The 23,051-nt window shown below is 64.1% G+C and carries 22 protein-coding genes and 1 tRNA gene; 10 read left to right on the top strand and 13 right to left on the bottom strand.

Going from position 1 to position 23,051, the window contains the following annotated elements; translation table 11 throughout:
- Positions 1 to 9: 9 nt before the first annotated feature.
- Entirely contained in the window at positions 10 to 1,161 is a 1,152-nt protein-coding gene (locus C8J36_RS10985; protein WP_132534774.1) for a GAF domain-containing sensor histidine kinase, read from the top strand.
- 26 nt (positions 1,162 to 1,187) lie between these two features.
- On the opposite strand, the gene dapD is transcribed toward C8J36_RS10985, so the two are convergent.
- Positions 1,188 to 2,045, bottom strand: a complete 858-nt coding sequence (gene dapD, locus C8J36_RS10980) for a 2,3,4,5-tetrahydropyridine-2,6-dicarboxylate N-succinyltransferase (RefSeq protein ID WP_132534771.1) — start codon at positions 2,043 to 2,045, stop codon at positions 1,188 to 1,190.
- A gap of 166 nt (positions 2,046 to 2,211) precedes the next feature.
- On the opposite strand from dapD, the gene C8J36_RS10975 reads away from it, so the two are divergent.
- On the top strand, positions 2,212 to 3,111 hold the full coding sequence (locus C8J36_RS10975; RefSeq protein ID WP_132534769.1) for an LOG family protein: 900 nt from the start codon (positions 2,212 to 2,214) through the stop codon (positions 3,109 to 3,111).
- An 89-nt stretch (positions 3,112 to 3,200) separates the two neighbouring features.
- Positions 3,201 to 3,617, top strand: a complete 417-nt coding sequence (locus C8J36_RS10970; RefSeq protein WP_132534767.1) for a pyridoxamine 5'-phosphate oxidase family protein — start codon at positions 3,201 to 3,203, stop codon at positions 3,615 to 3,617.
- Positions 3,618 to 3,703: 86 nt separating this feature from the next.
- Here C8J36_RS10970 and C8J36_RS10965 read toward each other — a convergent pair whose 3' ends face one another.
- Positions 3,704 to 4,222 carry an EF-hand domain-containing protein gene (locus C8J36_RS10965; RefSeq protein WP_132534765.1) on the bottom strand — a complete coding sequence of 173 codons (519 nt, stop codon included), beginning with the start codon at positions 4,220 to 4,222 and terminating at the stop codon, positions 3,704 to 3,706.
- A 188-nt stretch (positions 4,223 to 4,410) separates the two neighbouring features.
- Complete coding sequence (locus C8J36_RS10960; RefSeq protein WP_132534763.1) at positions 4,411 to 5,124, bottom strand: pyrimidine 5'-nucleotidase; 714 nt, start codon at positions 5,122 to 5,124, stop codon at positions 4,411 to 4,413.
- A gap of 86 nt (positions 5,125 to 5,210) precedes the next feature.
- On the opposite strand from C8J36_RS10960, the gene C8J36_RS10955 reads away from it, so the two are divergent.
- Complete coding sequence (locus tag C8J36_RS10955; protein WP_132534761.1) at positions 5,211 to 5,843, top strand: histidine phosphatase family protein; 633 nt, start codon at positions 5,211 to 5,213, stop codon at positions 5,841 to 5,843.
- Between the two features lie 4 nt (positions 5,844 to 5,847).
- Here C8J36_RS10955 and argB read toward each other — a convergent pair whose 3' ends face one another.
- Positions 5,848 to 6,735: an acetylglutamate kinase gene (argB, locus tag C8J36_RS10950; protein ID WP_132534759.1), complete on the bottom strand. Its 888-nt coding sequence runs from the start codon at positions 6,733 to 6,735 to the stop codon at positions 5,848 to 5,850.
- A gap of 237 nt (positions 6,736 to 6,972) precedes the next feature.
- Between argB and C8J36_RS10945 the strand changes: the two genes are divergently transcribed.
- Positions 6,973 to 7,716: an anti-sigma factor gene (locus C8J36_RS10945; RefSeq protein WP_165915025.1), complete on the top strand. Its 744-nt coding sequence runs from the start codon at positions 6,973 to 6,975 to the stop codon at positions 7,714 to 7,716.
- A 156-nt stretch (positions 7,717 to 7,872) separates the two neighbouring features.
- Positions 7,873 to 8,367 carry a peptide-methionine (R)-S-oxide reductase MsrB gene (msrB, locus tag C8J36_RS10940; protein ID WP_132534755.1) on the top strand — a complete coding sequence of 165 codons (495 nt, stop codon included), beginning with the start codon at positions 7,873 to 7,875 and terminating at the stop codon, positions 8,365 to 8,367.
- Positions 8,368 to 8,449: 82 nt separating this feature from the next.
- On the opposite strand, the gene yihA is transcribed toward msrB, so the two are convergent.
- The 4 genes from yihA to rpmH all read right to left on the bottom strand — a co-directional run bounded on the left by yihA (position 8,450) and on the right by rpmH (position 11,599).
- On the bottom strand, positions 8,450 to 9,103 hold the full coding sequence (gene yihA, locus C8J36_RS10935) for a ribosome biogenesis GTP-binding protein YihA/YsxC (RefSeq protein ID WP_062595229.1): 654 nt from the start codon (positions 9,101 to 9,103) through the stop codon (positions 8,450 to 8,452).
- Positions 9,104 to 9,170: 67 nt separating this feature from the next.
- Positions 9,171 to 10,982 carry a membrane protein insertase YidC gene (yidC, locus tag C8J36_RS10930; RefSeq protein ID WP_165915034.1) on the bottom strand — a complete coding sequence of 604 codons (1,812 nt, stop codon included), beginning with the start codon at positions 10,980 to 10,982 and terminating at the stop codon, positions 9,171 to 9,173.
- Positions 10,982 to 11,380 carry a ribonuclease P protein component gene (gene rnpA / locus C8J36_RS10925; RefSeq protein ID WP_062595227.1) on the bottom strand — a complete coding sequence of 133 codons (399 nt, stop codon included), beginning with the start codon at positions 11,378 to 11,380 and terminating at the stop codon, positions 10,982 to 10,984. Before rnpA ends, yidC begins: the two co-directional genes overlap by 1 nt.
- 81 nt (positions 11,381 to 11,461) lie before the next feature.
- Positions 11,462 to 11,599 (bottom strand): 50S ribosomal protein L34, encoded by a 138-nt coding sequence (rpmH, locus tag C8J36_RS10920; protein ID WP_037104763.1) that lies wholly within the window; start codon positions 11,597 to 11,599, stop codon positions 11,462 to 11,464.
- A 368-nt stretch (positions 11,600 to 11,967) separates the two neighbouring features.
- Here rpmH and C8J36_RS10915 point away from each other — a divergent pair, with 368 nt between their 5' ends.
- The 3 genes from C8J36_RS10915 (at position 11,968) to C8J36_RS10905 (ending at position 15,985) form a co-directional block, all read left to right on the top strand.
- On the top strand, positions 11,968 to 14,091 hold the full coding sequence (locus C8J36_RS10915) for a methyl-accepting chemotaxis protein (RefSeq protein ID WP_132534751.1): 2,124 nt from the start codon (positions 11,968 to 11,970) through the stop codon (positions 14,089 to 14,091).
- A 174-nt stretch (positions 14,092 to 14,265) separates the two neighbouring features.
- Positions 14,266 to 15,747, top strand: a complete 1,482-nt coding sequence (locus C8J36_RS10910) for a HAMP domain-containing sensor histidine kinase (RefSeq protein WP_132534750.1) — start codon at positions 14,266 to 14,268, stop codon at positions 15,745 to 15,747.
- Between the two features lie 161 nt (positions 15,748 to 15,908).
- Positions 15,909 to 15,985, top strand: a tRNA-Arg gene (locus C8J36_RS10905).
- A gap of 49 nt (positions 15,986 to 16,034) precedes the next feature.
- Here C8J36_RS10905 and C8J36_RS24915 read toward each other — a convergent pair.
- The 5 genes from C8J36_RS24915 to C8J36_RS10885 form a co-directional block, all read right to left on the bottom strand.
- Positions 16,035 to 16,187 carry a hypothetical protein gene (locus tag C8J36_RS24915; protein WP_165915024.1) on the bottom strand — a complete coding sequence of 51 codons (153 nt, stop codon included), beginning with the start codon at positions 16,185 to 16,187 and terminating at the stop codon, positions 16,035 to 16,037.
- Positions 16,188 to 16,222: 35 nt separating this feature from the next.
- The gene (locus C8J36_RS10900) at positions 16,223 to 16,708 is read right to left on the bottom strand and encodes a DUF1810 domain-containing protein (RefSeq protein WP_132534749.1); all 486 of its coding nucleotides are present in this window, start codon (positions 16,706 to 16,708) and stop codon (positions 16,223 to 16,225) included.
- An 80-nt stretch (positions 16,709 to 16,788) separates the two neighbouring features.
- Positions 16,789 to 17,385, bottom strand: coding sequence for a YigZ family protein (locus C8J36_RS10895; protein WP_132534747.1), 597 nt, complete (start codon positions 17,383 to 17,385; stop codon positions 16,789 to 16,791).
- A gap of 112 nt (positions 17,386 to 17,497) precedes the next feature.
- Positions 17,498 to 21,193, bottom strand: coding sequence for a trifunctional transcriptional regulator/proline dehydrogenase/L-glutamate gamma-semialdehyde dehydrogenase (gene putA / locus C8J36_RS10890; protein WP_132534745.1), 3,696 nt, complete (start codon positions 21,191 to 21,193; stop codon positions 17,498 to 17,500).
- Between the two features lie 212 nt (positions 21,194 to 21,405).
- A complete protein-coding gene (locus C8J36_RS10885) occupies positions 21,406 to 21,720 on the bottom strand; it encodes a YkgJ family cysteine cluster protein (protein WP_062595221.1) in 315 nt (104 codons plus the stop codon).
- Between the two features lie 181 nt (positions 21,721 to 21,901).
- On the opposite strand from C8J36_RS10885, the gene C8J36_RS10880 reads away from it, so the two are divergent.
- On the top strand, positions 21,902 to 22,936 hold the full coding sequence (locus tag C8J36_RS10880) for a proline racemase family protein (RefSeq protein ID WP_132534743.1): 1,035 nt from the start codon (positions 21,902 to 21,904) through the stop codon (positions 22,934 to 22,936).
- Positions 22,937 to 23,051 lie beyond the last annotated feature (115 nt).

Genomic DNA, 23,051 nt, shown 5'->3' with positions numbered 1-23,051 from the left:
AGTAAACCGTTGCCCGATCTGGCCGCCGAATCCGTCGAACTGGTCTCCAAGATCGATGCCGTTCCGAAAGTTCTCGATGTCGTCTCCCGCGTCACGGGGATGCGCTTTGTTGCCGTCGCCCGCGTGACGGAAAGTCGCTGGATTGCCTGCGGCGTGCTCGACAGGATCGACTTCGGCCTCTCTCCGGGCAAGGAACTCGCCATCGAGACGACCATCTGCAACGAGATCCGCGATCACCGCCAGGTCGTCATCATCGAGAACGTGGCCGAAGATCCGGCATTCGCCTGTCACCATACCCCGGCGCAATATGGCTTCCAGAGTTACATCTCCGCGCCGATCCTTCTTTCGGACGGCTCTTTCTTCGGCACGCTTTGCGCGATCGATCCCGCACCCAACAAGCTGAACACGCCCGAGATCGTCGATATGTTCCGGCTGTTCACGGAACTCATCGCCTTCCACGTCGATGCCCGGCGCAAGATGGAACAGGACCGCCACGCCAACGAGTTGCGCGAGCAGTTCATCGCCGTTCTCGGCCATGATTTGCGCAATCCGCTCGCATCGATCGATGCCGGCACGCGCATGCTTGCCCGCACGGATCTCAGCGACAAGTCGAAGACGGTGGTGGACCTCATGCGCGCCAGCGTCGTGCGCATGTCGGGTCTCATCGACAATGTTCTGGATTTCGCGCGCGGACGTCTCGGTGGCGGGCTTGCAGTGGAGCAGGCCGAGCGCGTGCCGCTGCGCCCGGTTCTGGAGCATGTCGTCGCCGAGCTCAGCATCGCCAATCCGGGTCGGTCGATCGAGACGGATTTCAGCGATTGCCTCGTGCGCTGCGACGAAGGCCGCATGGGCCAGCTCGTCTCCAATCTCGTCGCAAACGCCCTGACGCATGGAAGTGCCGATAGCCCGATCCGGGTGAGAACCGCTCCGATCGGACGCGAATTCGTCGTCACCGTCACGAATTCCGGCAAGCCGATCCCGCAGGCGGTGCAGCGGGACCTGTTCAAGCCCTTCGTGCGCGCAACGGTCGAGCACGGTCGCGAGGGTCTGGGGCTCGGGCTCTATATCGCCTCGGAAATCGTCAAGGCCCATCGCGGCACGATCGAGGTGACCTCGACCGAAGCGGAAACCTGCTTTACCTGCCGGATCCCGCTTCTTTAGCCACTATTTGGTAAGTCGATCGGCGCTTAGTCGCGCAGCAGCTCGTTGATCCCGGTCTTCGAGCGGGTCTTCTCGTCCACGCGCTTGACGATCACGGCGCAGTACAGTGCCGGCGCCGGCTGGCCGTTGCCCATGACCTTGTCGGAGGCCAGAGCGCCGGCAACGACGACCGAGTAGGGCGGCACTTCGCCATAGGTGATCTCGCCGGTGGCGCGATCGACGATCCGGGTGGACTTGCCGATGAACACGCCCATGCCGAGAACCGAACCTTCGCGGATGATGCAGCCTTCCACGACTTCCGACCGCGCGCCGATGAAGCAATTGTCTTCGATGATCGTCGGCCCCGCCTGCATGGGCTCCAGCACGCCGCCGATGCCGACGCCGCCCGAGAGGTGCACGTGGGCACCGATCTGCGCGCAGGATCCGACGGTCGCCCAGGTATCGACCATCGTGCCTTCACCGACATAGGCACCGAGGTTGACGAAAGAAGGCATCAGGATGGCGTTCGGCGCGATATAGGCCGAGCGGCGCACGACGCAGTTCGGCACGGCGCGGAAGCCGGCATTCTCGAATTCGTTCGCGCTCCAGCCGTCGAACTTGGAAGGCACCTTGTCCCACCAGGTCGATCCGCCCGGACCGCCCTTGACGACTTCCATCGGGTTGAGACGGAACGAGAGGAGAACCGCCTTCTTGAGCCATTGGTTGACCGTCCAGTTGCCGTCGGCGCCGCGTTCCGCCACCCGCACCTTGCCGCTATCCAGCAGGTTCAGTGCCGATTCCACGGCATCGCGAACCTCGCCTTTCGTACCGGTCGTCACCGTGTCGCGGTTGTCGAAGGCGGTTTCGATCGTGGAAGCGAGAAAGGCAAGATCGTGGGAGGTCATCGCAAATCCTAAGAGCCGGGCTGTTTCCAACGCTGTAGAGCATGATGCCCGAGATTTGAAGCGTTTTTCGGTTGCGGTGCGCCGGGAGGCGCGGTCTATGTCACGGGATCGTAAGTGATGAGATTCGCCGGCCGTTGCCGCGGCAAGCGTTGGAGACGAGACCCCCATGACACGGATGAAGAAGCGGAATTTGCGGCGCAAGGACGGGGTCTGGGATCCGCTTGCAGACAGCGCCCAGGCGCGGGCCCGTGCCGCCGGTGTCGAGAAGACGCCGCAGTCTCTCTCTCCGTCCTACCGCCTGGCCTATGCCGACGAGGATTTCCTGTGCCGCGAGGAGTTGCGGCCGATCCGCCTGCAGCTCGAACTGCTGAAGACGGAAATGATCCTTGCCGAGCGCGGCATCACCTCCACCGTCGTCATGTTCGGCGGCGCCCGCATTCCCGAACCCGGCAAGGATGCCTGGGCCGCAAAGAACGAGACGCAGCGCGAGAACCTGACGGCCGCCTCCGTCTATTACGACGAGGCCCGCAAATTCGCGCGGCTCTGCTCGGAGCATTCGGCGCAGTCGAATTTCAAGGAGTTCGTCGTCGTTACGGGCGGTGGGCCGGGTGTCATGGAAGCCGGCAATCGCGGGGCGGCCGATGTCGGCGCGCCGTCGATCGGGCTCAACATCGTGCTGCCGCACGAACAGGCGCCGAACCCCTACGTCACGCCGGATCTCAGCTTCAACTTCCACTATTTTGCGATCCGAAAGATGCATTTCCTGGTACGCGCCAAGGCCGTGACGGTGTTTCCGGGCGGCTTCGGGACGCTTGATGAACTGTTCGAAACGATGACGTTGATGCAGACCGGGCGCATGGCGCTCGTTCCCCTCATCCTGTTCGGGGAGACATTCTGGCGCTCGATCGTCGATTTCGATGCGCTTGCCGCCTTCGGCACGATCGCGCCCGGCGATGTCGATCTGATCCGCTTCGTCGATACCGCCGAAGAGGCCTGGGACATCATTGCCCGCTTCTATGGCAGCGTCGATCCCGCCTCCCTGCCGCTCGCCTCCGGCGAACGATAGCGCGCCTGGCCGCGCCAGATCGAAGGGCGCTGCAAGGCAACAAGTTGGTCGGGACTGCGTTCTCCTCCGTCAGGAAGAGGAGACCATCCATGACCAACAGGACCCTATCCGATCTCGCCGAAAAGATGCGCGAGATCGACATCTGCATGCTCTCGACCCACACGGATGGCGGTGCGATCGCCGGTCGCCCGATGAGCAACAATCGTGAAGTCGCGTATGACGGCACGTCCTTCTATTTCACGCTCGAAGACACCCGCACGGTGGACGATATCAAGGCCGATCCGAAGGTCGCTCTGGCGTTCCAGGGTGCCAGGGCCTTTCTGGTTGCCGTCGAAGGCAAGGCCGATCTGATCCGCGACAAGCACGCGTTCAAGGAGCATTGGTCCGCCGATATCGACAAGTGGTTTGCCGACGGCATCGACACCGAAGGGCTCGTGCTCATCAAGGTCGCCGCCGAGCGCGCCCACTACTGGGATGGCGAAGACGAAGGCGAAGTCACGCTGTAGCTTTCCAAAGGGCAAGCGAAGCGTGAAAACGAAAAATGCCCCGTTGCCGGGGCATTTCTGTATCGAGGGTAGGGATCGATTCGGGATCAGATCTTCCGGGTGAGGTCGGCCGCGTCGATGAAACCGTCGCCATTGCTGTCGCGCGCCTTGAAGCGCTTATCCGCAGCCGCCGTGACTTCGGCAAGCGACAGCGAGCCGTTCTTGTCGGTATCGGCACGCTTGAACATGCGCGGGCCCATTGCGGGAAGCATGACCGGCCGCATGTCCTGCAACTTGGCGCGCAGTTCCTGGCGCTCCGGACCCTTGTCCGCCTTGCGCATTTCAGCACGCGCCGCCTTGAAAGCATCGCGCTTGGCCTTCACCTCGTCCGGCGTGACCTGTCCGTTCTTGTCGGCGTCGAACGCGGCAAAGACGCGCGAAGCCGCGGCATCCGCCTCGGCAAGGGAAACCTTGCCGTCCTTGTCGGTGTCCAGCTTCTTGACCGTCCAGGCGGCACGCTGCTCGCGCGTCGGGCCGTCATGCTTGGCGGCAAACGACGGCGTGGCAAGCGACGATGCGGCAATGGCGATGGCGGAGAGGCCGAGAATGAGGGTTTTCTTGGTCATGGGTGGTCCTTGTCTTGGTCTTGGCGCACGCGCTATCGTCCCGTCAGGCAGGATGTGGCCGCGTGCTCGTTCGGGGAAAGCGGTGCCGCTTTATCGCAGGGCTGACCGCAGCATGTTCGTCCCTGACCACAAGGATAGAGGAGACGCCGCAGGGCACCAGTTAAACTTCGGTAATGAAATTGAGAGGGTTAGGCCGACGGCACGAGCCGACGCAGGAAGCCGGCGAGATCTTCGGTGACGAAGTCGATATCCGTGTTCCCCTCCTCGCTCTGTTCCCAGGCTTCCGCGAATTGGTATTCGAAATTCTGCGGCACCAGCAGAACCGTCTTCATGCCGAGCGCCTTCGGCACCGCGAGATTGCGCGGGAGATCCTCGAACATGGCGGCATGACGCGTGTCGATGCGGTTGAGGCTCATGAACTTGTCGTAGGTGGCGCCCGCCGGCTTCGGCACGTAATCGGCCGCGACGATGTCGAAGATGTCGTCGAAGTGATCGAGAATACCGAGCGCCCGCGCCGCCATCTGCGCATGGACCACCGTGCCGTTGGTGAAGATGAACTTGCGCCCTGGCAGAGCCTTGATGGCCTCGCCAAGCGCGGGATCGGGCGGGATGACATTGTAGTCGATCGCATGCGCCTTCTGCAGGAAGTCGTTCGGGTCGATGCCGTGATGGACCATCAATCCTTTCAGCGTCGTCCCGTGATCGCGGTAGTACTGCTTCTGCAGCAGCTTGGCCTCGGCCGGTTCCATCTGCAGCAGTTCCGCGACGAAGGCCGTCATGTTGCGGTCTACCTGGGAGAACAGGTCGACGCGGTGCGGATAAAGCGTGTTGTCCATGTCGAACACCCATTCGGTGACATGGGCGAAGTCGTCGATGGTCGGCAGTCGGTCGATCGAGGTCATGAGGGCCTGTTCCAGGAATGCCAAGTCGGGCGGCAGGGAAGAATGATATGCACAAACTATGAGTGCGCAGCGAGAAGGAAACAGCCATGAGAACGATTTTCGTCGTCACGCACCCGGAATCCGCTCACCATGTCGAGAAGCGCGTCGGCGGATGGTTCGATACGGGCTTGACGAAACGCGGTCAGGCACAGGCGGGCGCCATTGCGCAGGCGCTGCTGGCGCGGATCGGCAGCCGGCCGGTGGAAATCGTCAGCTCCGATCTGCTGCGCGCGTCTGAGACGGCCGATACGATCGCCGATCTGTTCCGAACGGGCATCACGGTCAATCGCGACCTGCGGGACATCAGCTATGGTGCTGCCGAAGGGCGGCCGCAGGATTGGCTCGATCTCCGGCACGAGTCGATCCCCGACGACGATCGCCTCGACTATCGCAACAGCATGGTCGGCGGTGAGACCCGCCGGGAAGTGGCGACCCGGATCTATGGAGCGATGGATACGATCATGGCCCGCCCCTGCGACTGCCAGATCGTCGTGACACACGGCTTTGCGCTGACCTTCGTCGTGGCGAAGTGGATCGGCATGCCGATCCCTGCTGCCGGCTGGGTCGCCTTCAGGGCGCCGTCGGGCAGCATTACCCATCTCGAGCAGGACGATCTGTGGCAGAGCCGGGCGCTCGTGTCGCTCGGCGATGTCGCCCACCTCGAGGCCGGTGCGGACTGATCGATCAGGGAACGATCAGCGTTCCCGCGCCGTGCTCGGTGAAGATCTCGAGCAGCACCGAATGGGCGGTCTTGCCGTTGAGGATGACGACGCCCTGTACGCCGGCCTTGATGGCCTCGATACAGGTTTCGACCTTGGGGATCATGCCGCCGGAAATCGTGCCGTCGGCGATCAGCGCCATGGCTTCTGCGACCGAAAGCTCCTTGATCAGCTCCTTGTTCTTGTCGAGCACGCCGGGAACGTCGGTCAGAAACAGGAGACGCGTCGCGTTGAGCGCACCGGCAATGGCGCCGGCGAAGGTGTCGGCATTGATGTTGTAGGTCGCGCCGTCGCGGCCGGGGGCGACCGGAGCGATGACGGGGATCATCTCGGAACGGGCCAGAAGGTCCAGCAGCGTGCGATCGACTTCGACCACCTCGCCGACGAAACCGAGGTCGAGCACGCGCTCGATATTGCTGTCCGGGTCGATGATGGTCTTCTTGGCCTTCTCGGCAAAGACCATGTTGCCGTCCTTGCCGCAGAGGCCGATCGCCCATTCGCCGGTCTGGTTGATGAGCGCCACGATCTCCTTGTTGATCGAGCCGGCGAGAACCATTTCGACGATCTCGACGGTCTTTGCGTCCGTGACGCGCAGGCCGCCCTCGAATTTCGATTCGATGCCCATCTTGCTCAGCATGGCGCCGATCTGCGGACCGCCGCCATGGACGACGATCGGGTTGACGCCCGACTGCTTGAGAAGCGCGATATCGGCGGCGAAGGCCTTGCCGAGCTCCGGATCGCCCATGGCATGCCCGCCATATTTCACGACGATCGTCTTGTTCTCGTAACGCTGCATGTAGGGCAGGGCCTGCGCGAGAAGACGGGCCTGGATTTCGCTTTCGGATGGGGACATGTCGGAAACCTTCGGGATCGATGCGGATGCTGTTTAGCGCAAGTTTTTTCTCGGGGGAATGATCGGGAGGCAAGATAACGGCATGATGACAGCCGGAAAGTGCGGCGCGTCGCACCGCCCCGGGGCGAACATGCGCCATGCGGCGTAAAAGCCGTGGAAAATACGCCAAACCATGCGTATGATCCCGTCCATCATCCGCTTGGCATGGCCGCGGTTCTAGGCGAGCACATTGACATCATGACGACAGAAAATGCGAAGAGTGGCGATTCCCGCCTCGACCAGGTGATTGCCGGCGAATATGTGCTGGGCGTTCTCTCCCCGGAAGATCGCCAGAAGGTTGAGGCGCGCATGGCGCTCGACCGGAATTTCGCAGCCATGGTGGATCACTGGCGCAGCAACATGCTGACGGTCGACCAGACGCCGCGGCCGACCCGCCGCGCGCCGCGCCGGGCCTCTCCCTTTGCCGAGCCGGTGGCCGCGCGCCCCCGGCCGCAACGCGAGCGCGTACCGGTCTTCAATGTTGCCATCTGGAACTCCGCGGCCTTCTGGCGCGGCGTCGCCTGCATCGCAACCATCGGTCTCATCGCAACCGGTGTCTCGCAGGCCGGCATGTTCGCGACATCGCCGCCGCGCGGCCTGACCACGAGCCTCCCACTCGCCACTGGGTCCGATCTGGCCCTGACCGCCCGCTACGACAATGACAGCGGCCGCCTGCGGCTGGCACCCGTGGCCGCGGCCGCAACGGCTGCGGGCGTGGCGGATGCGAAGTCCATCGAGATCTGGCTGACGCCGGAAGGTTCCGCCCCCGTATCTCTCGGCGTGTTCGCCACGAACAGCAATGGCGAGATCGTCGTGCCCAAGGCGGTGCGGACCCGTCTGCGCGAGGGCGCCCCGATCACGGTCAGCCTTGAGCCGGCCGGCGGCTCACCGACCGGCGCGCCCACGGGCAAAGTGCTTGCGACCGGTATTTCCGGTCGCTGAGATGTACCGGGACATGCGCGTGGATGTGGGCGTGAACGTAGGCGTGGGCCTGTGCGCGGCCATTCTCACGCGGGTTTGATCGGCGGCGGCTTTCTGAATGGTCCCGACAGGCGTAGAACACCGGCGCAGGCAGGATATGGCCTGCAAGGAGGTCCCATGCTCAGCCGTCGCTTCTTTCTCCTGACCGGCACGGCCGGTCTTGCCGCTCTTGCGTTGAAAAACGAATTTGCCCCGGTTGCCGCCGCCGAAACATTCGCGGTCACGAAAACGGATGCCGAATGGAAGGCGATGCTCGGCGACGAGCAATACCGCATCCTGCGGCACGAAGACACGGAGCGCCCCTTTACGAGCGCGCTCAACGAGGAGAAGCGTAAGGGCACGTTCCAGTGCGCCGGTTGCGCCTTGCCGGTCTATTCCTCGGAAACGAAATTCGACAGCGGCACCGGATGGCCGAGCTTCTGGGAGGCGCTGCCGGAGGCCGTGGGTACGCGCACCGATACGTCGTTCATGATGGTGCGGACGGAATGTCACTGCAGTCGCTGCGGCGGACATCTCGGACACATCTTCGACGACGGCCCGAAGCCCACCGGCAAGCGACACTGCATCAACGGCCTGTCGATGACCTTCGTGCCCGGAGCGGCACCCGCCTGATAAGCGTGCGGCACCCGCCTGATGGCGGGCGGCAGGACCCGGACGCGGCAAGCGGCCGCGCCGGGTATCGTCTTGGAGAGCCTCAGTTGCGGATTGCGGTGAGGATCGCCGAGCGCAGTTCTTCGATGCCTTCGCCCTTTTCGGACGACGTCGCGACGATCTCCGGAAAAGCCGCCGGGCGCTTGCGGATCTTCTCCAGCGTCTCAGCCAGCAGATGCGGCACGGCACCCGCCTTGATCTTGTCTGTCTTTGTCAGCACCACCTGGTAGGACACGGCGGCCTTGTCGAGCAGCGACAGCACGTCGTCGTCGTTCTTCTTGATGCCGTGGCGACTGTCGATCAGCACATAGACCCGCTTCAGAGTCGCCCGGCCGCGCAGATAGTCGAACACCAGCTTCGTCCAGGCATCCACATGCGCCTTGGGTGCCTGCGCGTAGCCATAGCCCGGCATGTCGATCAGCGCCATCGGCGGCAGGTCGCCCGCGGCACCGGAATAGCCGTCTGGCACGAAGTAATTGAGTTCCTGCGTCCGTCCCGGCGTGTTGGACGTGCGTGCCAGCCCCTTCTGCCCGACGAGGGCGTTGATGAGCGAGGACTTGCCGACATTGGACCGTCCGGCAAAGGCGATTTCCGTCGGCCCCTCGGGCGGCAGGAACTCCATAGAGGGAACGCCGCGAATGAAGATCCAGGGATTGCCGAACATCGGCTTTTCGTCGTTCAGGGCGGTGTCGGTCATCGGCAGGTCCCTCTCAGGCTGAAAAAGAAAACCCCGGGCTTGCGGCCCGGGGCGGGAAGGTCGGTCGCTATTCCGCAGGCTTCGGTTTTCGCGAGAACACGCCCTTGATGTTGTCGAACAGCTCGATCTTGACGCCGTGGCGCTTCATGATGAAGGCCTGCTGGATGACCGAAAGCGTGTTGTTCCAGGCCCAGTAGATCACGAGACCGGCCGGGAAGCTCGACAGCATGAAGGTGAACACCACCGGCATCCAGGTGAAGAGCATGGCCTGCGTCGGATCCGGCGGTGTCGGGTTCATGCGCATCTGCAGGAACATCGTGACACCCATGATCAAAGGCCAGACGCCGATCATCAGCGCGTGCGGAACGCTGTAGGGCAGGAGGCCGAACAGGTTGAACAGCGAGGTCGGGTCCGGCGCGGACAGATCCTGGATCCAGCCGAAGAACGGCGCGTGCCGCATTTCGATCGTGACGTAGATGACCTTGTAGAGCGCGAAGAACACCGGGATCTGCAGGAGGATCGGCCAGCAGCCGGCGATCGGGTTGATCTTCTCTTCCTTGTACAGCGCCATCATGGCCTGCTGCATGCCCATCCGGTCGTCGCCGAACTTCTTCTTCATCTCCTCCATCTTCGGCTGGATCTTCTTCATGTTCGCCATGGAGGCATATTGCTTGCTGGCGAGCGGGAAGAAGAGCGCCTTGACGACGATGGTGGTGAGGAGGATGGCGACGCCGAAATTGCCGAAGAAGCGGAAGAAGAAGTCCATCAGCTTGAACATCGGCTTGGTGATGAAATAGAACCAGCCCCAGTCGATCAGAAGATCGAACTTCGGAATATTGTAGCTTGCTTCATAGCCATCGACGAGCGGCACCTGCTTAGCGCCGGCAAAGACGAGGTTGTTCAGCGTCGTCGTCTGGCCGGGTGCCACGGTGATGGCATCCTGCTTGTAGTCGGCCTGGTAGCGCGGGCGGCCATCGGTGAAATGCGCAAAGCGCGTCTCGTAAGCGGTCGTCTGCGGCGGGATGATGGTCGCGGCCCAGTACTTGTCGGTAATGCCGAGCCAGCCGCCGGTCGTCTTGCCGGGCTGTGCCGGCGCGTTGTCCTCGACCTTGCTGTAGCTCACCTCTTCGAGGCCGTGCTCGCCGATGACGCCGATGAAGCCTTCATGCAGAACATAGACGCTGGGGGTCGCCGGCTTGTTGAAGCGGGTGACGCGGCCATAGGTCGACAAAGCGATCGGGGCACCGGTCGCGTTCTGGATCGTGTCGTCGATCTTGAACATGAAGTGTTCGTCGATCGAGATGACGCGCGTGAAGACCACGCCCTTTTCATTGGTGTAGGTCAGCGTGACCGGCGTCGCCGTGGTCAGCTTCGCGCCTTCAGGCGCCGTCCAGACGGTGGACGGGCCCGGAACGGTGCCCGAGGAGGCATCGCCGACATAGCCGATTTCCGTAAAGTAGCCTTCGGGCGTCTCGGCCGGGCTGAAGAGGGTGATGATCGGGCTCTTGTCGTCGACCGTTTCGTGATACTCGCGCAGCTTCAGGTCGTCGAGACGGGCGCCGGTGAGGTTGATCGAGCCGGAAAGAGCCTGCGTGTCGATGACGACGCGGGCAGAGCGGGCGATGGCTTCGTCGCGCGAGGCACCCTGGGGCACCGCGCCGGGAACGGCGGTCGTCGCTGCACCGGGAATGGCGCCCGGGATCGAGCCGTTCGCGGCGGCGGGAGCCTGCTGGGCCTGTTGCTGAGCCTGCTGGGCCTGCACGGCTTCCTGCGCGACGCGTTCGCGCTCCATCTTCGGATTGATGTAGAGAAACTGCCAGGCGATGAGGATCAGCACCGACAGGCCGATCGCGATGAAATAGTTGCGGTTCTTGTCCATCATTCTTTCCTGGAGCCGGCCGGCGGCCGTGCTTGTTTCTGCCTGCCTTCGAGTGGGCCTTCGATTCGGGCAGCGAGCATCTTTGCCAGTCGGTCGAAGGGAACGCCAAGCACCTCGCGGCGGGCGACAATCACATAATCGTGGCCGGGTTTCATTGCAAACGCGGCTTGTAGCCTGACGGCCTCGCGCAAGCGGCGGCGCATGCGGTTCCGTTCCACCGCATTGCCATGCTTCTTCGTCACCGTGAACCCGACGCGGGCAGGCTCGTCCGCCGTCTGTCTGTCGAGCACTTCGAGCAGGAAGACGGAGCCCTTCCGCTTCTCGCCTGCACGCACGGCAAGAAACTGCGGCCGGCTTTTCAGCCGCCCGACAGTCGATTTGGGATTACCTGACGTCATGCGTCTGGGATCTCTTTTCACCGGCAGCCTCCTGCAAGGCAGGAGGGCCGGCTGTGGCAACGGCGCGGACGCCGTGTGCCATTAGGCCGAAAGACGCTTGCGGCCGCGAGCGCGACGGGCAACGATGACCTTGCGGCCGCCCTTGGTGGCAATGCGTGCACGGAAGCCGTGACGACGCTTGCGAACAAGCTTGGAGGGTTGGTAGGTACGCTTTGTCATTTATTTTAATACCGCGGTGTGCGGCCCTTCTTGGGTTGCTTCCTTAAGCAAGCAGCGTTTCTGTCAAGGCACGGCAGAGCCGGCGAGCACGGAGCTCACCCGCCATTTGGTTCCCAGACGTGCGGCGGCTTATAAGAATAAAAGCGTCAAAGTCAATTGCCGCCCCCGGTTTGCAGCGCTTTTCACGCGATAATGCGCGTCTCGCACGCCATGATCGTCCCGCCGTCGCCCGCATGCCTTCGACAGGCGACCCCCAAGGATTTTGCCCGCAGCGGTACTACGTTATTAACTACTTACCGATAATTTCCCCGATGAGTGCAGGGGCGGGGTGATCTCCTGCGGGTAAAGCCGTTGGAGGAACGCGGGCCATGCGCATACGCGGTAAGATTTCGTTGATCGTCATCGTCATGAGCGCCGTTACGCTCGTCGTCGCCGGAATGGCGTTGGCCGTTGTGCACCGCTATGACAGCCAGCTCGAAGCCTTCAAGGGGGCCTCCGAGCGCGCCTATAATGGCGAGAAGCTCAATCGTCTTGTGACCGCCGTCGTCATGGATGCCCGCGGCATCTATGCCGCTCCCTCCATGGAAAAAGCCGATCCCTTCGCCGAAAGCCTCCTGAAGACGCTCGACAAGATCGATGTCCTGACGGCCGAATGGCGCCCGCTCGTGCTTCAGGCCGATCTCCCCGCTTTCGACGCTGTCGTCACGCGCGCCGCCGAGTTCCGCACGTTCCGCACGGAAACGGCCCGCCTTGCCCGCGAGGTCTCGGTCCAGGCTGCCAACGAGCAGGGCAACAACGACAAGAACCGTGCCAACCGAAAGGCCTTCCAGGGCGAGATCGATGCGGTCGTCGCCAAGGACAAGGCCGATCTCTCGGCGATCGATACGGACATCAACGGCATCGGCCGCCAGATGACCATCATGATCATCGGCACGGCCCTCATCGGTCTGGCTGCAGGCTTGCTGGTTGCCGTGTCCATCGCGCGCCGCGAGCTCAGCCGTCCCATTTCCGACCTGACCCGGTCGATGACGGCGCTTGCCGGCGGTGATCTCGACATAGATCTTCCCCAGTCAAAACGGTCCGACGAGATCGGAGAGATGGCGCGTGCCGTCGAGGTCTTCCGCAGCAACGGCCTGACGGCGCGCCGCGCAAGCACGGAAGACAGCGTTCTGCGCGAGAAGACCGCCGACCTGCAGGTCAGCATGGCGCATGTCGTCGAAGCGGCCGCTGCCGGTGATTTTTCCCGCCGCATCACGCGAACCTATGGCGAGCCGAGCCTCGACCGCTTCGCCGGCAACGTCAACGAACTGGTTGCGGGCGTCGATCGCGGCATCGGCGAGACCGGGCGCGTCATCGCAAGTCTTGCGCAGGGCGACCTGACCCAGCCCATGACAGGCAGCTTCCAGGGCGCCTTTGCCGATCTTCAGAGCAATGTGAACGAAGCGCTCGCCGTGCTCCAGAAGACGCTCGGCGAAGTTCGATCGACGACGCTCGAAATCAACGGCAATTCGGGCGAACTCCGCTCGGCCACGGACGATCTTGCCAAGCGCACGGAACAGCAGGCCGCTTCGCTGGAGCAGACCTCGGCCTCGCTCGGCCAGATCACGGTGGCCGTGCAGACATCCACGGAGCGGGCTCACGAAGCCACCGTCATCGTCACCGAGGCGAAGGAAGCCGCGGCCCAGTCCGGCACCGTCGTGCGCAGCGCCGTCGATGCCATGGGCCGCATCGAGCAGGCTTCCAGCGAAATCGGCAAGATCACCAACGTCATCGACGAGATCGCCTTCCAGACCAATCTCCTCGCCCTCAACGCAGGCGTCGAGGCCGCGCGGGCAGGCGAGGCGGGCAAGGGCTTTGCGGTCGTTGCCCAGGAAGTGCGGGAACTCGCCCAGCGGGCGGCGAGCGCAGCCAAGGACATCAAGGTGCTCATCGCCAAGTCCGGCGCGGAAGTGTCCACCGGCGTGCAGCTGGTTCAGGAAACGGGACGGGTTCTCGGCGAGATCGAGAACCGGGTTCTGTCGATCACCGACCACATCCACTCCATCGCCACCGCGGCGCGCGAACAGGCCGCCAGCCTCGGCGAGGTCTCCACGGCCGTCAACCAGATGGACAAGGTGACCCAGCAGAATGCCGCGATGGTGCAGGAGGCGAATGCCGCCACGCACAGGCTCTCGACCGAGGCCGAAAACCTCGCGCAGATGATCGGGCATTTCCGGCTGGATCAGGCGCGCCCCGCCGTCGCCGACGCGATGTCGCATGCGCGATCCGGTGGCCCCGTCATGGCTGCCCGCCCCACGCCGCCCCGCCCGATGCCGATAAAGACCGTGGCGTCGCGGGCGCCTGCGCTGAAGGCTGCGACCGCGACCGCCCGTCCGGTTGCCTCGCCGGCCCGCAAGATGATGGGATCTGTCGCCCGCGCCTTCTCCGCCGGCCCCGCCACGCACGCCGCACCGGCTCCGGCCGCCTCGCAGGACAACTGGGAGGAGTTCTGACCAGAGGCCCGACAGCTCGACGGAGGGGTGCCGCCGCCCGGGCGCTGTGCGACCCTCTGTCGGTAAGCCTTGAGGGCATCTGGTTGGATATTCGGCCTAAGTGACCTATAATCGGCAGCAAGCGTCGTCGATCGGTCGGTTGTGTCCGGTCGTCGGGCGCCATGGGAACGCTGAATGTCGATCGATGCCATGAAGGAAACGGCTCTGGACGAGCCGCAGCTGCGCTCGGGCTTCCTGCGCGGCCTTTCCGGCAAGCTCCTGCTGCTGACGATCCTGTTCGTCATGATCGCCGAAATCCTGATCTTCGTGCCGTCGGTCGCCAATATGCGGCTGCGCTGGATGCAGGACCGGCTGAACACCGCGGCGGCGGCGGCCGTCGTGGTCGATGGCCTGCAGAACATGCAGCTCTCGGGCCCGGTGCGCGAGGATACGCTGATGGCGACGGGGACGAAGGCGATCGCGCTTCGCCGCGCCGAGGAATCGCGCCTGATCGCGGCCACCGAAATGCCGCTCGAAGTGGACGCGAAGTTCGACGTTGCCAATACCGGTGCCGCAGGCGCCATTCGGGATGCGTTCGACACGCTGCTCTTCGGCGGCGATCGCACGATCCGCTTCTACGGGCCGATCGGCGAAAGCGACACCTTGATCGAACTCGTCATGGACGAACGCAGCCTGCGCAAGGCGATGCTCGTCTATGCCCGTTCCGTCTTTCTCGTCTCGATCGGCATCTCGCTCTTCACCGCAACCCTGATCTTCCTCGTCATCAACCGCGTGATGATCGCACCCATCCGTCGCATGACGGCGAGCATGCGCGACTTCGCCGCCGATCCTGCCGATCCCCGGCGCGTGATGGAGCCCCTGCCGGGTCATGACGAGCTCGCCCTGGCCGGCCGGCATCTCGCCGCCATGCAGATGCAGCTGCAGAAGACGCTCAAGCAGCAGAAGAACCTCGCCGATCTCGGTCTTGCCGTGTCGAAGATCAACCATGACATGCGCAACATCCTGTCTTCCGCCCAGCTCCTGTCCGACCGACTGGCGGACGTGGACGATCCCGTGGTCAAACGGTTCGCGCCGACCTTGCTGCGCACGATCGATCGGGCCGTCGGCTATACCAGCGAAGTGCTGGAGTATGGCCGCACGACCGAACCGGAGCCCCGCCGCCGCTTTCTGCCTCTGCGCCCGCTGGTGGAGGATGTCGGCGAAGTGCTGGCGATCGATCCGAAGTCCGGCATCGGCTTCGGCATTGCGGTTCCCGACGATCTGGAAGTCGATGCGGACGGCGAGCAGCTGTTTCGCGTTGTGCACAACATCTGCCGCAACGCCGTCCAGGCTCTGATGAACGAGAACGATCCCAGCAATCCCACGCGCAACGTCACGGTTTCGGCAATGCGCACCGGCAGCGTCGTCAGCATCACGGTCGACGATACCGGCCCCGGCATGCCGCGAAAGGCGCGCGAGAACCTGTTTGCAGCGTTTCGCGGCTCTGCCCGCTCGGGCGGTACCGGGCTTGGACTGGCCATCGCACGGGAACTGGTGCTTGCCCATGGCGGCACCATCGCCCTGGTCGAGAAGGCAACGCCGGGCACCCTGTTCCGTATCGAACTCCCCGACCGTCCGGTGCCACTCGACGCATTCCGCACCCAGGGCCGGACGTGAAAACTGAACGCCGGCGCATTTGTCCATTCCGCGAAATATCAGCGATTTCAGGGAATTGTGAAACCCCGGCCGCAAAAATCCGGAAATTCTCCGAATTTGGCTTGCATTCATTTCCCCCAGGCTTTAGAGGATCGCCACGCACACAGCAGACGCTGTTGCACGCACCCGTAGCTCAGCTGGATAGAGCATCAGACTACGAATCTGAGGGTCGGACGTTCGAATCGTTCCGGGTGCGCCATTCTTCTCCTGATTAAATGATGACCATAGACGAGATCGCTAAGCGTTCGTCATCTCTTATCATAGAGATCCTCGACCCTCTCGGCCTGGCGCTCTTTTTCTGCCCGCGACAATTTGCGTTGACTGGATAGCCCGAAGGCGAGTGCGAGGCTGAGGATGGCGGCGCCACCGGCCGTGGCGAAGAGCCAGAGATAGTTTTCCATGTTCGTCTCCTTCGATGTGTCTGAACCACGTCCGTTCACCGCCCGCCCGTTGCGGCATGAAGGGGTGCAAGACGCGCAGAGGCGGGCTTGAGACGCTCAAGCGTGCGCAGGTCCGGCTTGCCGGCGAAATACCGCTTCAGGGCCGTCTGGAACGGCATGGGGTCGTGTCCCGACTGCAGTGCCGCGTGAGAGAACAGCGTCATGGACGAGCGGAATTTCAGGTCGTCCGGGCTGGAGAAGATAGCCCGCGCCGTCAGCGCATCATCGAGCGTGTTGACCGTCGTCGTGGCCTCTAGCAAACGGCTGCCGAGAACCGGGTGATCGAGATAGGCTTGAGCTTCCGCCAGTCCCGAGATTGCAAAATGCCGTGCCGTGGGCGAGGAGCCCAGGCCCTCGATTTGTGGGAAGACGAACCACATCCAATGCGTCCGCTTCTCGCCCAGGGAGAGTTCGTCCAGCGCCTGATGATAGACGCGCGACTGCGCTTCGAGGAATCGGGCCAGGTGGAATGGATCTGTCATGGTCGTCTCCTGAATGTCAGGTGAGACTAACCAGTTCGCGACAGGTTTGTTCGGTTGCGTGAAACTCTGTCATCGGGACGTTAAAGCGAGAGATCGTCGTCGAAGATGAGGACCGAGTGTCCGCTGGTCACATCGCGCGCCAGCAACTTTGCCTGGTCGCGTAAGCCTTCGGGCACATCCACCATCAGATCCGCGCCCGTTGCAATGAAGGCTTCCTCGACGATGATGGCGCCGAGGCTTGTCAAACGGGCCTTGATCCGTGCCAGCTCCGAGAAGGCGACGCGCACCGTTCCGCGCGTCATGGCGATATGCTCGACGCGCTCTGCCGCAACCAATGTCATGGCCGCCGTGCCGCCATAGGCGCGCATCAACCCGCCGCTGCCGAGCAGGATGCCGCCGAACCAGCGAATGACGAGGACCACGACATGATCGAGGCCTTGCCCGTCGATCGCCTGGAGGATCGGCTTGCCGGCCGTGCCGCCCGGCTCTCCATCATCGTTGAAGCGGTAGGTCTGCCCGATCCGCCAGGCCCAGCAATTGTGCGAGGCGGAGAGGTCGGACTGGGCAGCGATGAAGGCGCGCGCCTCCGCTTCGTCGGTCACAGGCGCGGCATGCGCCAGGAACCGGCTTTTCCGGATCTCCTGAGAAAGACTGTGGGATCGTGCAAGCGTGAGCATGCTGTTTCTTACGTCAAACGCGGAAGCGTTGAAATCCTCCCGAAAGCAGGGATCAAGCGCGCGCGGTACCGGGAGGACGCGTTGGCATCGTCCCGGTCTCGCAAAGGCTGTCTCAGCCGATCGACATCAGGCTGGCATTGCCGCCGGCCGCAGCCGTGTTGACGCTGGTCGAAACTTCCTCCAGCAACCAGTTCAGGCAATAAGTTTCAGTGCTGGCCGCGAGATCGTCGGTCGTTGCCGCCTGCACCAGCAGGAGGGGACCCGGCAGCTCGGCGATTACCCGGTTGACGTCCTTCACCCGGTCCGCGTCGCCTTCGACGAGCGCGCCGGAGAAGGGGCCGGCAGAGACCCAGTCGCGGGCAAACGACAGGCGCGCGGCAACGCTGGGCGGCAGCGCGGCAAATGCGTCTGCGAGGCCCGAACCCGCATCGATGACGCCGCGATTGCCGGTCGCCAGCACGGCTGACACCTGGTGAATCAGGCCTTCCATCGTCTGCGGCACCAGAAGAATGCTGCCGCGCGGATGCAGCGCATAAAGATTGCGCTCGCCGACCGGCCCCGGCATCTCGCTGACGAGGCCAAGCGGCGACTGGCTGCCGGTGTCGCGCGCCGCCGACGCCTCAGCCTTCAGCCCCCGGCCGTCGAGCCATTTGGCGAAATCGAGCAGCGCCGGATCGGTGTGGACCGAGCTGACCTGCGGTGGGACCGGAGCAACGCGAACGAGGCGGCCGAGATAAAGCGGACCGCCGGCCTTCGGTCCCGTGCCCGAGAGCCCGCGCCCGCCGAAGGGCTGGACGCCGACGACCGCGCCGATGATGTTGCGGTTGACGTAGAGATTGCCGGCCTTCACCCGGCTCGTTACATGCGCAATGGTCTCGTCGAGGCGCGTGTGCAGGCCGAAGGTCAGGCCGTATCCGGTGGCGTTGATGTCGTCGATCAGCCGGTCGAGATCGTCGCGGTCGTAGCGCAGGACATGGAGCACCGGTCCGAAGACTTCGCGGGAAAGGTCCGAGAGCTTTGCGATCTCGATGATCGTCGGCGCCACGAAGGTGCCGTGCGCGGTGGCGTCCGGCATGGCGATCTGCTCGACGCGCGCGCCGATGCCGCGCATGGCGGCGATGTGCGTCTCGATCGTCTGCTTCGCCTCGGCCGAGATCACCGGCCCGACATCGGCGGAAAGCCTGTCCGTGCGCCCGATCTCCAGCTCGTGCAGGGCGCCCTTCAGCATGGTCAGCACGCGGTCCGCCACATCCGTTTGCAGGCAGAGAACGCGCAGCGCCGAGCAGCGCTGTCCGGCACTGTCGAAGGCCGAGGCGATGACGTCGGCCACCACCTGTTCGGCGAGTGCCGAGCTGTCGACGATCATGGCGTTCTGTCCGCCGGTTTCCGCAATCAGCGGGATCGGCTTGCCCTCGGGCGAAACCCGTGCCGCAAGCTGGGCCTGGATGAGCCGCGCAACCTCCGTCGATCCGGTAAACATGACGCCGGCAACGCCCTCAGCCCCGACCAGTGCCGCGCCCACACGCCCGTCGCCGGGCAGAAACTGCAGCACGTCTTTGGGGATGCCGGCCTCGTGCAGCAGGCGCACACCTTCGGCGGCGATCAGCGGCGTTTCCTCGGCCGGCTTGGCGAGAACAGGATTTCCGGCAACGAGGGCGGCGGCAATCTGTCCGGTAAAGATGGCGAGCGGAAAATTCCACGGGCTGATGCAGACGATCGGGCCGAGCGCGCCATGCGCCGGGCCGAGCGTGCGGCCCGCCTGTTCGGCATAATAGCGCAGGAAGTCGATCGCCTCGCGCACCTCGGCAATCGCGTTCGGCGCGGATTTGCCGGCCTCGCGGATGATCAGGCCGAGGAGATCCGGCATGCGTGCCTGCATCAGGTCTGCCGCCCGTGACAGGCAGGCGGCGCGCTCGGCCGGCGCCGTCGCGGCCCATCGGGTTGCCGCAGCGGCGGCCAGAGCCACAGCGCGCACCGCGTCGGCGTCCGATGCCTCGATCACGGTGCCGACGCGGTCGCGACGGTCGCCGGGGTTCTCCACAGGACGCGGCGACCCGGCAGGCGTATCGCCGGCGAGCAAGGGCGCTGCGGTCCAGTCGGCTGTGGCGCCGGCGGCAAAGGTTTCGGCCAGCATCGCCAGCGTCGTTTCCGAGGAAAGATCGAGACCGGCCGAATTGCAGCGGCCGGGATAAAGCGCTGCCGGCAGGCGGATCTTGTCGTGCGACGCGCCGGGGGTGGCCATGCCGCGCACGATCTCCACCGGATCGGCGATCAGTTCGTCGATGGAAACGGCGGGATCGGCGATGCGGTTGACGAAGGACGAGTTGGCGCCATTTTCCAACAGGCGCCGGACGAGATAGGCAAGCAGCGTCTCGTGGGTTCCCACAGGTGCATAGATGCGGCAGGGCCGGTTGAGCTTGTCCGCACCGACGACCTCGTCATAGAGGGGCTCGCCCATGCCGTGCAGGCACTGGAACTCGTAATCCCCGACGGTGAAGTCCGGGCCGGCCATGGCATGGATGGTGGCAAGGCTCTGCGCGTTGTGGGTGGCGAACTGGGGGAAGATCACATCCTTGGCGGCCAGCAGCTTGCGCGCGCAGGCGATGTAGGAAACGTCGGTGTGGATCTTGCGAGTGAAAACCGGGAAATCGTCGAGCCCGTCCACCTGCGCCCGCTTGATCTCGGCATCCCAATAGGCGCCCTTGACGAGGCGCACCATCATCCGGTGGCCGGAGCGGCGGGCAAGGTCGATGACCACGTCGAGCACCATCGGGCAACGCTTGCCGTAAGCCTGGACGACGAAGCCGACGCCGTGCCAGCCGGCCAGATCCGGATCGAGCCGGAGGGCTTCGAGCAGGTCGAGCGACAATTCCAGCCGGTCGGCTTCCTCCGCGTCGATATTGAGCCCGATGTCGTAATGCTTGGCGATCAACGCCAGCGCTTTCACGCGGGGCAGAAGTTCGCTCATCACGCGCGCCGCCTGCGCCCTGACATAGCGGGGATGCAGGGCCGAGAGCTTGATGGAGATGCCGGGCCCCTCGTAGATCCCCCGGCCGGCCGCAGCCTTGCCGATCGCATGGATGGCGTTTTCATAGTCGGCGTAATAGCGCTTGGCGTCGGCTGCCGTCGTCGCGGCTTCGCCGAGCATGTCGTAGGAATAGCGGAAGCCACGGGCCTCCAGCGGGCGCGCGCGCTTCAGCGCTTCCTCGATCGTTTCGCCGGTGACGAACTGCTCGCCCATCATCCGCATGGCCATATCGACGCCGCGGCGGATGACCGGCTCGCCGGCACGCGCGATCAGACGCGTAAGGGCTGCCGAGAGCCCGCGATCGTTGACGGTGGAGGTCAGCTTGCCGGTAACGACGAGACCCCAGGTGGCCGCGTTGACGAAGAGCGAGCGCCCCCCGCCGACATGCGAGCGCCAGTCGCCGGTGGCGATCTTGTCGCGGATCAGCGCATCGCGCGTGGCCGTGTCGGGAATGCGCAGCAGCGCTTCGGCAAGGCACATCAGCGCGACGCCTTCCTGGCTCGACAAGGAATACTCGTGCACCAGCCCTTCGACGCCGGAACCCTTGTGCTTGGCACGCAGCGCGGTGATGAGCCCGCGCGCGGTCGTTGCGGCCTGCAGGCGAACCGCGTCCGGCAAGGTCGCCTGTTCGAGGAGCGCCGCGACGCAGGCAGCTTCCGGCTGGCGATAGGCGCGCGTGACGGCGGCCCGCAGCGGTGTCGGCGCAGCCAGTGGCGGCGCGAAGGCCTCAAAGGGAAGCGGCATCGTGTCGAGGGATGACTTCAGCGACGTCTGGCTCATCGGAGGGGCCTTTTCAGAAGCGAAAACAGAAGGGTAAAAGGGGCGAAGCACTGGAGCGGAGAATACGGCTGGTCGCACCGCATCTCCATCCGGAAAAATCGGGCCGGCGCCTCACGATCCACGCCCTGAGGCGGTTTCGGGCGTGATAGATGCGGCATCTCGACGTGTGAGCCGCGTGATCACCTGAGGTTCACCACGAAACGCGATGTTGCCTAAAGCAGGACATGCGCCGACAATGCCTGCCGGGCCGTCAGGCACTCGTCGTCGCCCGGCATGCAGGTGCGGCAGACGATCGGCCGGACCGCGTAGATGCCGCAACCGACATGCTGCCCCAGCACGCCGGACAACGCAGCGCATCGGTCGTTTTCGCATCGCATGCCGCCGAGATCGGCGGAAACCAGCGCCTCCGGAATCCGGGCAAGCTCCTCCTCGCTCTCCATCGAAAAGCGCGGCCAGTCCTCAGAATAGGCGCAGCAGGCGCCACAGCTCTGGCAGTCGAAATCTTCGGTGGGAACGGCAGGCATCATGCTCGATCTCTACCACGCAAAACCCTCGCGCGCCATGTACCCGTCACAAGGGGACGGTCCGACAGAGAGGGCGAGCGGAGATGAAGGAAGCCCTAGGCAAAGGCCGCGAACAGGCGTAAACGAGCCTGTACACATTTTGTCGCCAGCTATTGAGCCTGCGGCACGAGAGGATATTGCACCAATGAGATGGAAGCGCACGATCCAGCTGCTGGATGTTCATTGCGAAGGTGAGATCGGCAAGGTCGCGATCGGCGGCGTGCCGAAGATTCCGGGCAACACGATCGCCGAGCAGCTGCATCACATCAACACCGTGGACGACAGCCTGCGGCGGTTCCTCTGCCTGGAGCCGCGCGCGGCCTCCATCGGCTCGGTCAATCTGCTGGTGCCGGCCAAGCGTCCCGAAGCCGATGCCGGCTTCATCATCCTCCAGGCGGATCAGGCGCATGCCATGTCCGGTTCCAATTCCATCTGCGTCACCACGGCGCTGCTCGAATCCGGCATCGTCGAGATGAAGGAACCGGAAACGGTCGTCATGCTCGACACCGCCGCCGGCCTCGTCAAGGCGACGGCGACCTGCCGCGATGGCCGCTGCGAGCGCGTCAAGCTGACGATGACCCCGTCCTTCGTCCAGGCACTGGATGTCGAGGTGGAGACCCCGCAATGGGGCACGATCAGGGTCGATCTCTGCTATGGCGGCATCTTCTACGCGCTGGTGGACGTGCACCAGATCGGCACGACGATCGAGAAGGCCAATGCCCGCGCGATCGTGGAAGCCGGCATGATCATCAAGGACATCGTCAACCGCACCATCCCGACGGTCCATCCCGAAATCCCGGAGATCTCCGGCGTCGCCTATGTCATGTTCCGCAGCACGGAAGCCGACGGCACGGTGCGCACCTGCACGACGATGTGGCCGGGCCGTGTGGATCGCTCCCCCTGCGGCACAGGCAGTTCCGCCAACCTAGCGACCCTTCACGCCCGCGGCCTTGCAAAGCCCGGCGATGTGTTCAAATCCCGCTCGATCATCGGTTCGGAATTCGAAGTCGGGCTCGACAGCGTCACCGAGGTCGCCGGCCGCCCGGCCATCATCCCGACGATCTCCGGCCGTGGCTGGACCTTCGGCCTCCACCAGGTCGCGCTCGATCCGTTCGATCCGTTGGCCGACGGCTTTGCCCTCACCGACACCTGGGGTCCGCAGGCAGGCGAGATCCGCTAGGGTTCGACGGGTTCAGAACGAAGCCGACAGCGTCTGAGACGCCCCGTTGCCTGCAGACGGTTGCAGGTGATGGGAAGTTGACGATGCCGGGTTATCGTTCACTAACCGTTGACGA

The organism is Rhizobium sp. PP-F2F-G48, from assembly GCF_004342335.1.
GTDB lineage: Bacteria > Pseudomonadota > Alphaproteobacteria > Rhizobiales > Rhizobiaceae > Ferranicluibacter.
Note: the sequence above shows the minus strand (reverse complement) of the source record. Positions and strands in the feature narration are given on the sequence as shown.

Excerpts from the sequence above, each read along its gene's own strand:
- msrB (WP_132534755.1), top strand. The coding sequence starts at position 7,873 with ATGCTCAGCCGTCGCTTCTTTCTCCTGACCGGCACGGCCGGTCTTGCC.
- C8J36_RS10880 (WP_132534743.1), top strand. The coding sequence starts at position 21,902 with ATGAGATGGAAGCGCACGATCCAGCTGCTGGATGTTCATTGCGAAGGT.
- C8J36_RS10960 (WP_132534763.1), bottom strand. The coding sequence starts at position 5,124 with ATGACCTCGATCGACCGACTGCCGACCATCGACGACTTCGCCCATGTC.
- C8J36_RS10910 (WP_132534750.1), top strand. The coding sequence starts at position 14,266 with ATGTCGATCGATGCCATGAAGGAAACGGCTCTGGACGAGCCGCAGCTG.
- dapD (WP_132534771.1), bottom strand. The coding sequence starts at position 2,045 with ATGACCTCCCACGATCTTGCCTTTCTCGCTTCCACGATCGAAACCGCC.
- C8J36_RS10965 (WP_132534765.1), bottom strand. The coding sequence starts at position 4,222 with ATGACCAAGAAAACCCTCATTCTCGGCCTCTCCGCCATCGCCATTGCC.
- rnpA (WP_062595227.1), bottom strand. The coding sequence starts at position 11,380 with ATGACGTCAGGTAATCCCAAATCGACTGTCGGGCGGCTGAAAAGCCGG.
- C8J36_RS10955 (WP_132534761.1), top strand. The coding sequence starts at position 5,211 with ATGAGAACGATTTTCGTCGTCACGCACCCGGAATCCGCTCACCATGTC.
- C8J36_RS24915 (WP_165915024.1), bottom strand. The coding sequence starts at position 16,187 with ATGGAAAACTATCTCTGGCTCTTCGCCACGGCCGGTGGCGCCGCCATC.
- C8J36_RS10945 (WP_165915025.1), top strand. The coding sequence starts at position 6,973 with ATGACGACAGAAAATGCGAAGAGTGGCGATTCCCGCCTCGACCAGGTG.
- rpmH (WP_037104763.1), bottom strand. The coding sequence starts at position 11,599 with ATGACAAAGCGTACCTACCAACCCTCCAAGCTTGTTCGCAAGCGTCGT.
- C8J36_RS10970 (WP_132534767.1), top strand. The coding sequence starts at position 3,201 with ATGACCAACAGGACCCTATCCGATCTCGCCGAAAAGATGCGCGAGATC.
- argB (WP_132534759.1), bottom strand. The coding sequence starts at position 6,735 with ATGTCCCCATCCGAAAGCGAAATCCAGGCCCGTCTTCTCGCGCAGGCC.
- C8J36_RS10915 (WP_132534751.1), top strand. The coding sequence starts at position 11,968 with ATGCGCATACGCGGTAAGATTTCGTTGATCGTCATCGTCATGAGCGCC.
- C8J36_RS10895 (WP_132534747.1), bottom strand. The coding sequence starts at position 17,385 with ATGCTCACGCTTGCACGATCCCACAGTCTTTCTCAGGAGATCCGGAAA.
- C8J36_RS10975 (WP_132534769.1), top strand. The coding sequence starts at position 2,212 with ATGACACGGATGAAGAAGCGGAATTTGCGGCGCAAGGACGGGGTCTGG.
- C8J36_RS10900 (WP_132534749.1), bottom strand. The coding sequence starts at position 16,708 with ATGACAGATCCATTCCACCTGGCCCGATTCCTCGAAGCGCAGTCGCGC.
- putA (WP_132534745.1), bottom strand. The coding sequence starts at position 21,193 with ATGAGCCAGACGTCGCTGAAGTCATCCCTCGACACGATGCCGCTTCCC.
- yidC (WP_165915034.1), bottom strand. The coding sequence starts at position 10,982 with ATGGACAAGAACCGCAACTATTTCATCGCGATCGGCCTGTCGGTGCTG.
- yihA (WP_062595229.1), bottom strand. The coding sequence starts at position 9,103 with ATGACCGACACCGCCCTGAACGACGAAAAGCCGATGTTCGGCAATCCC.
- C8J36_RS10885 (WP_062595221.1), bottom strand. The coding sequence starts at position 21,720 with ATGATGCCTGCCGTTCCCACCGAAGATTTCGACTGCCAGAGCTGTGGC.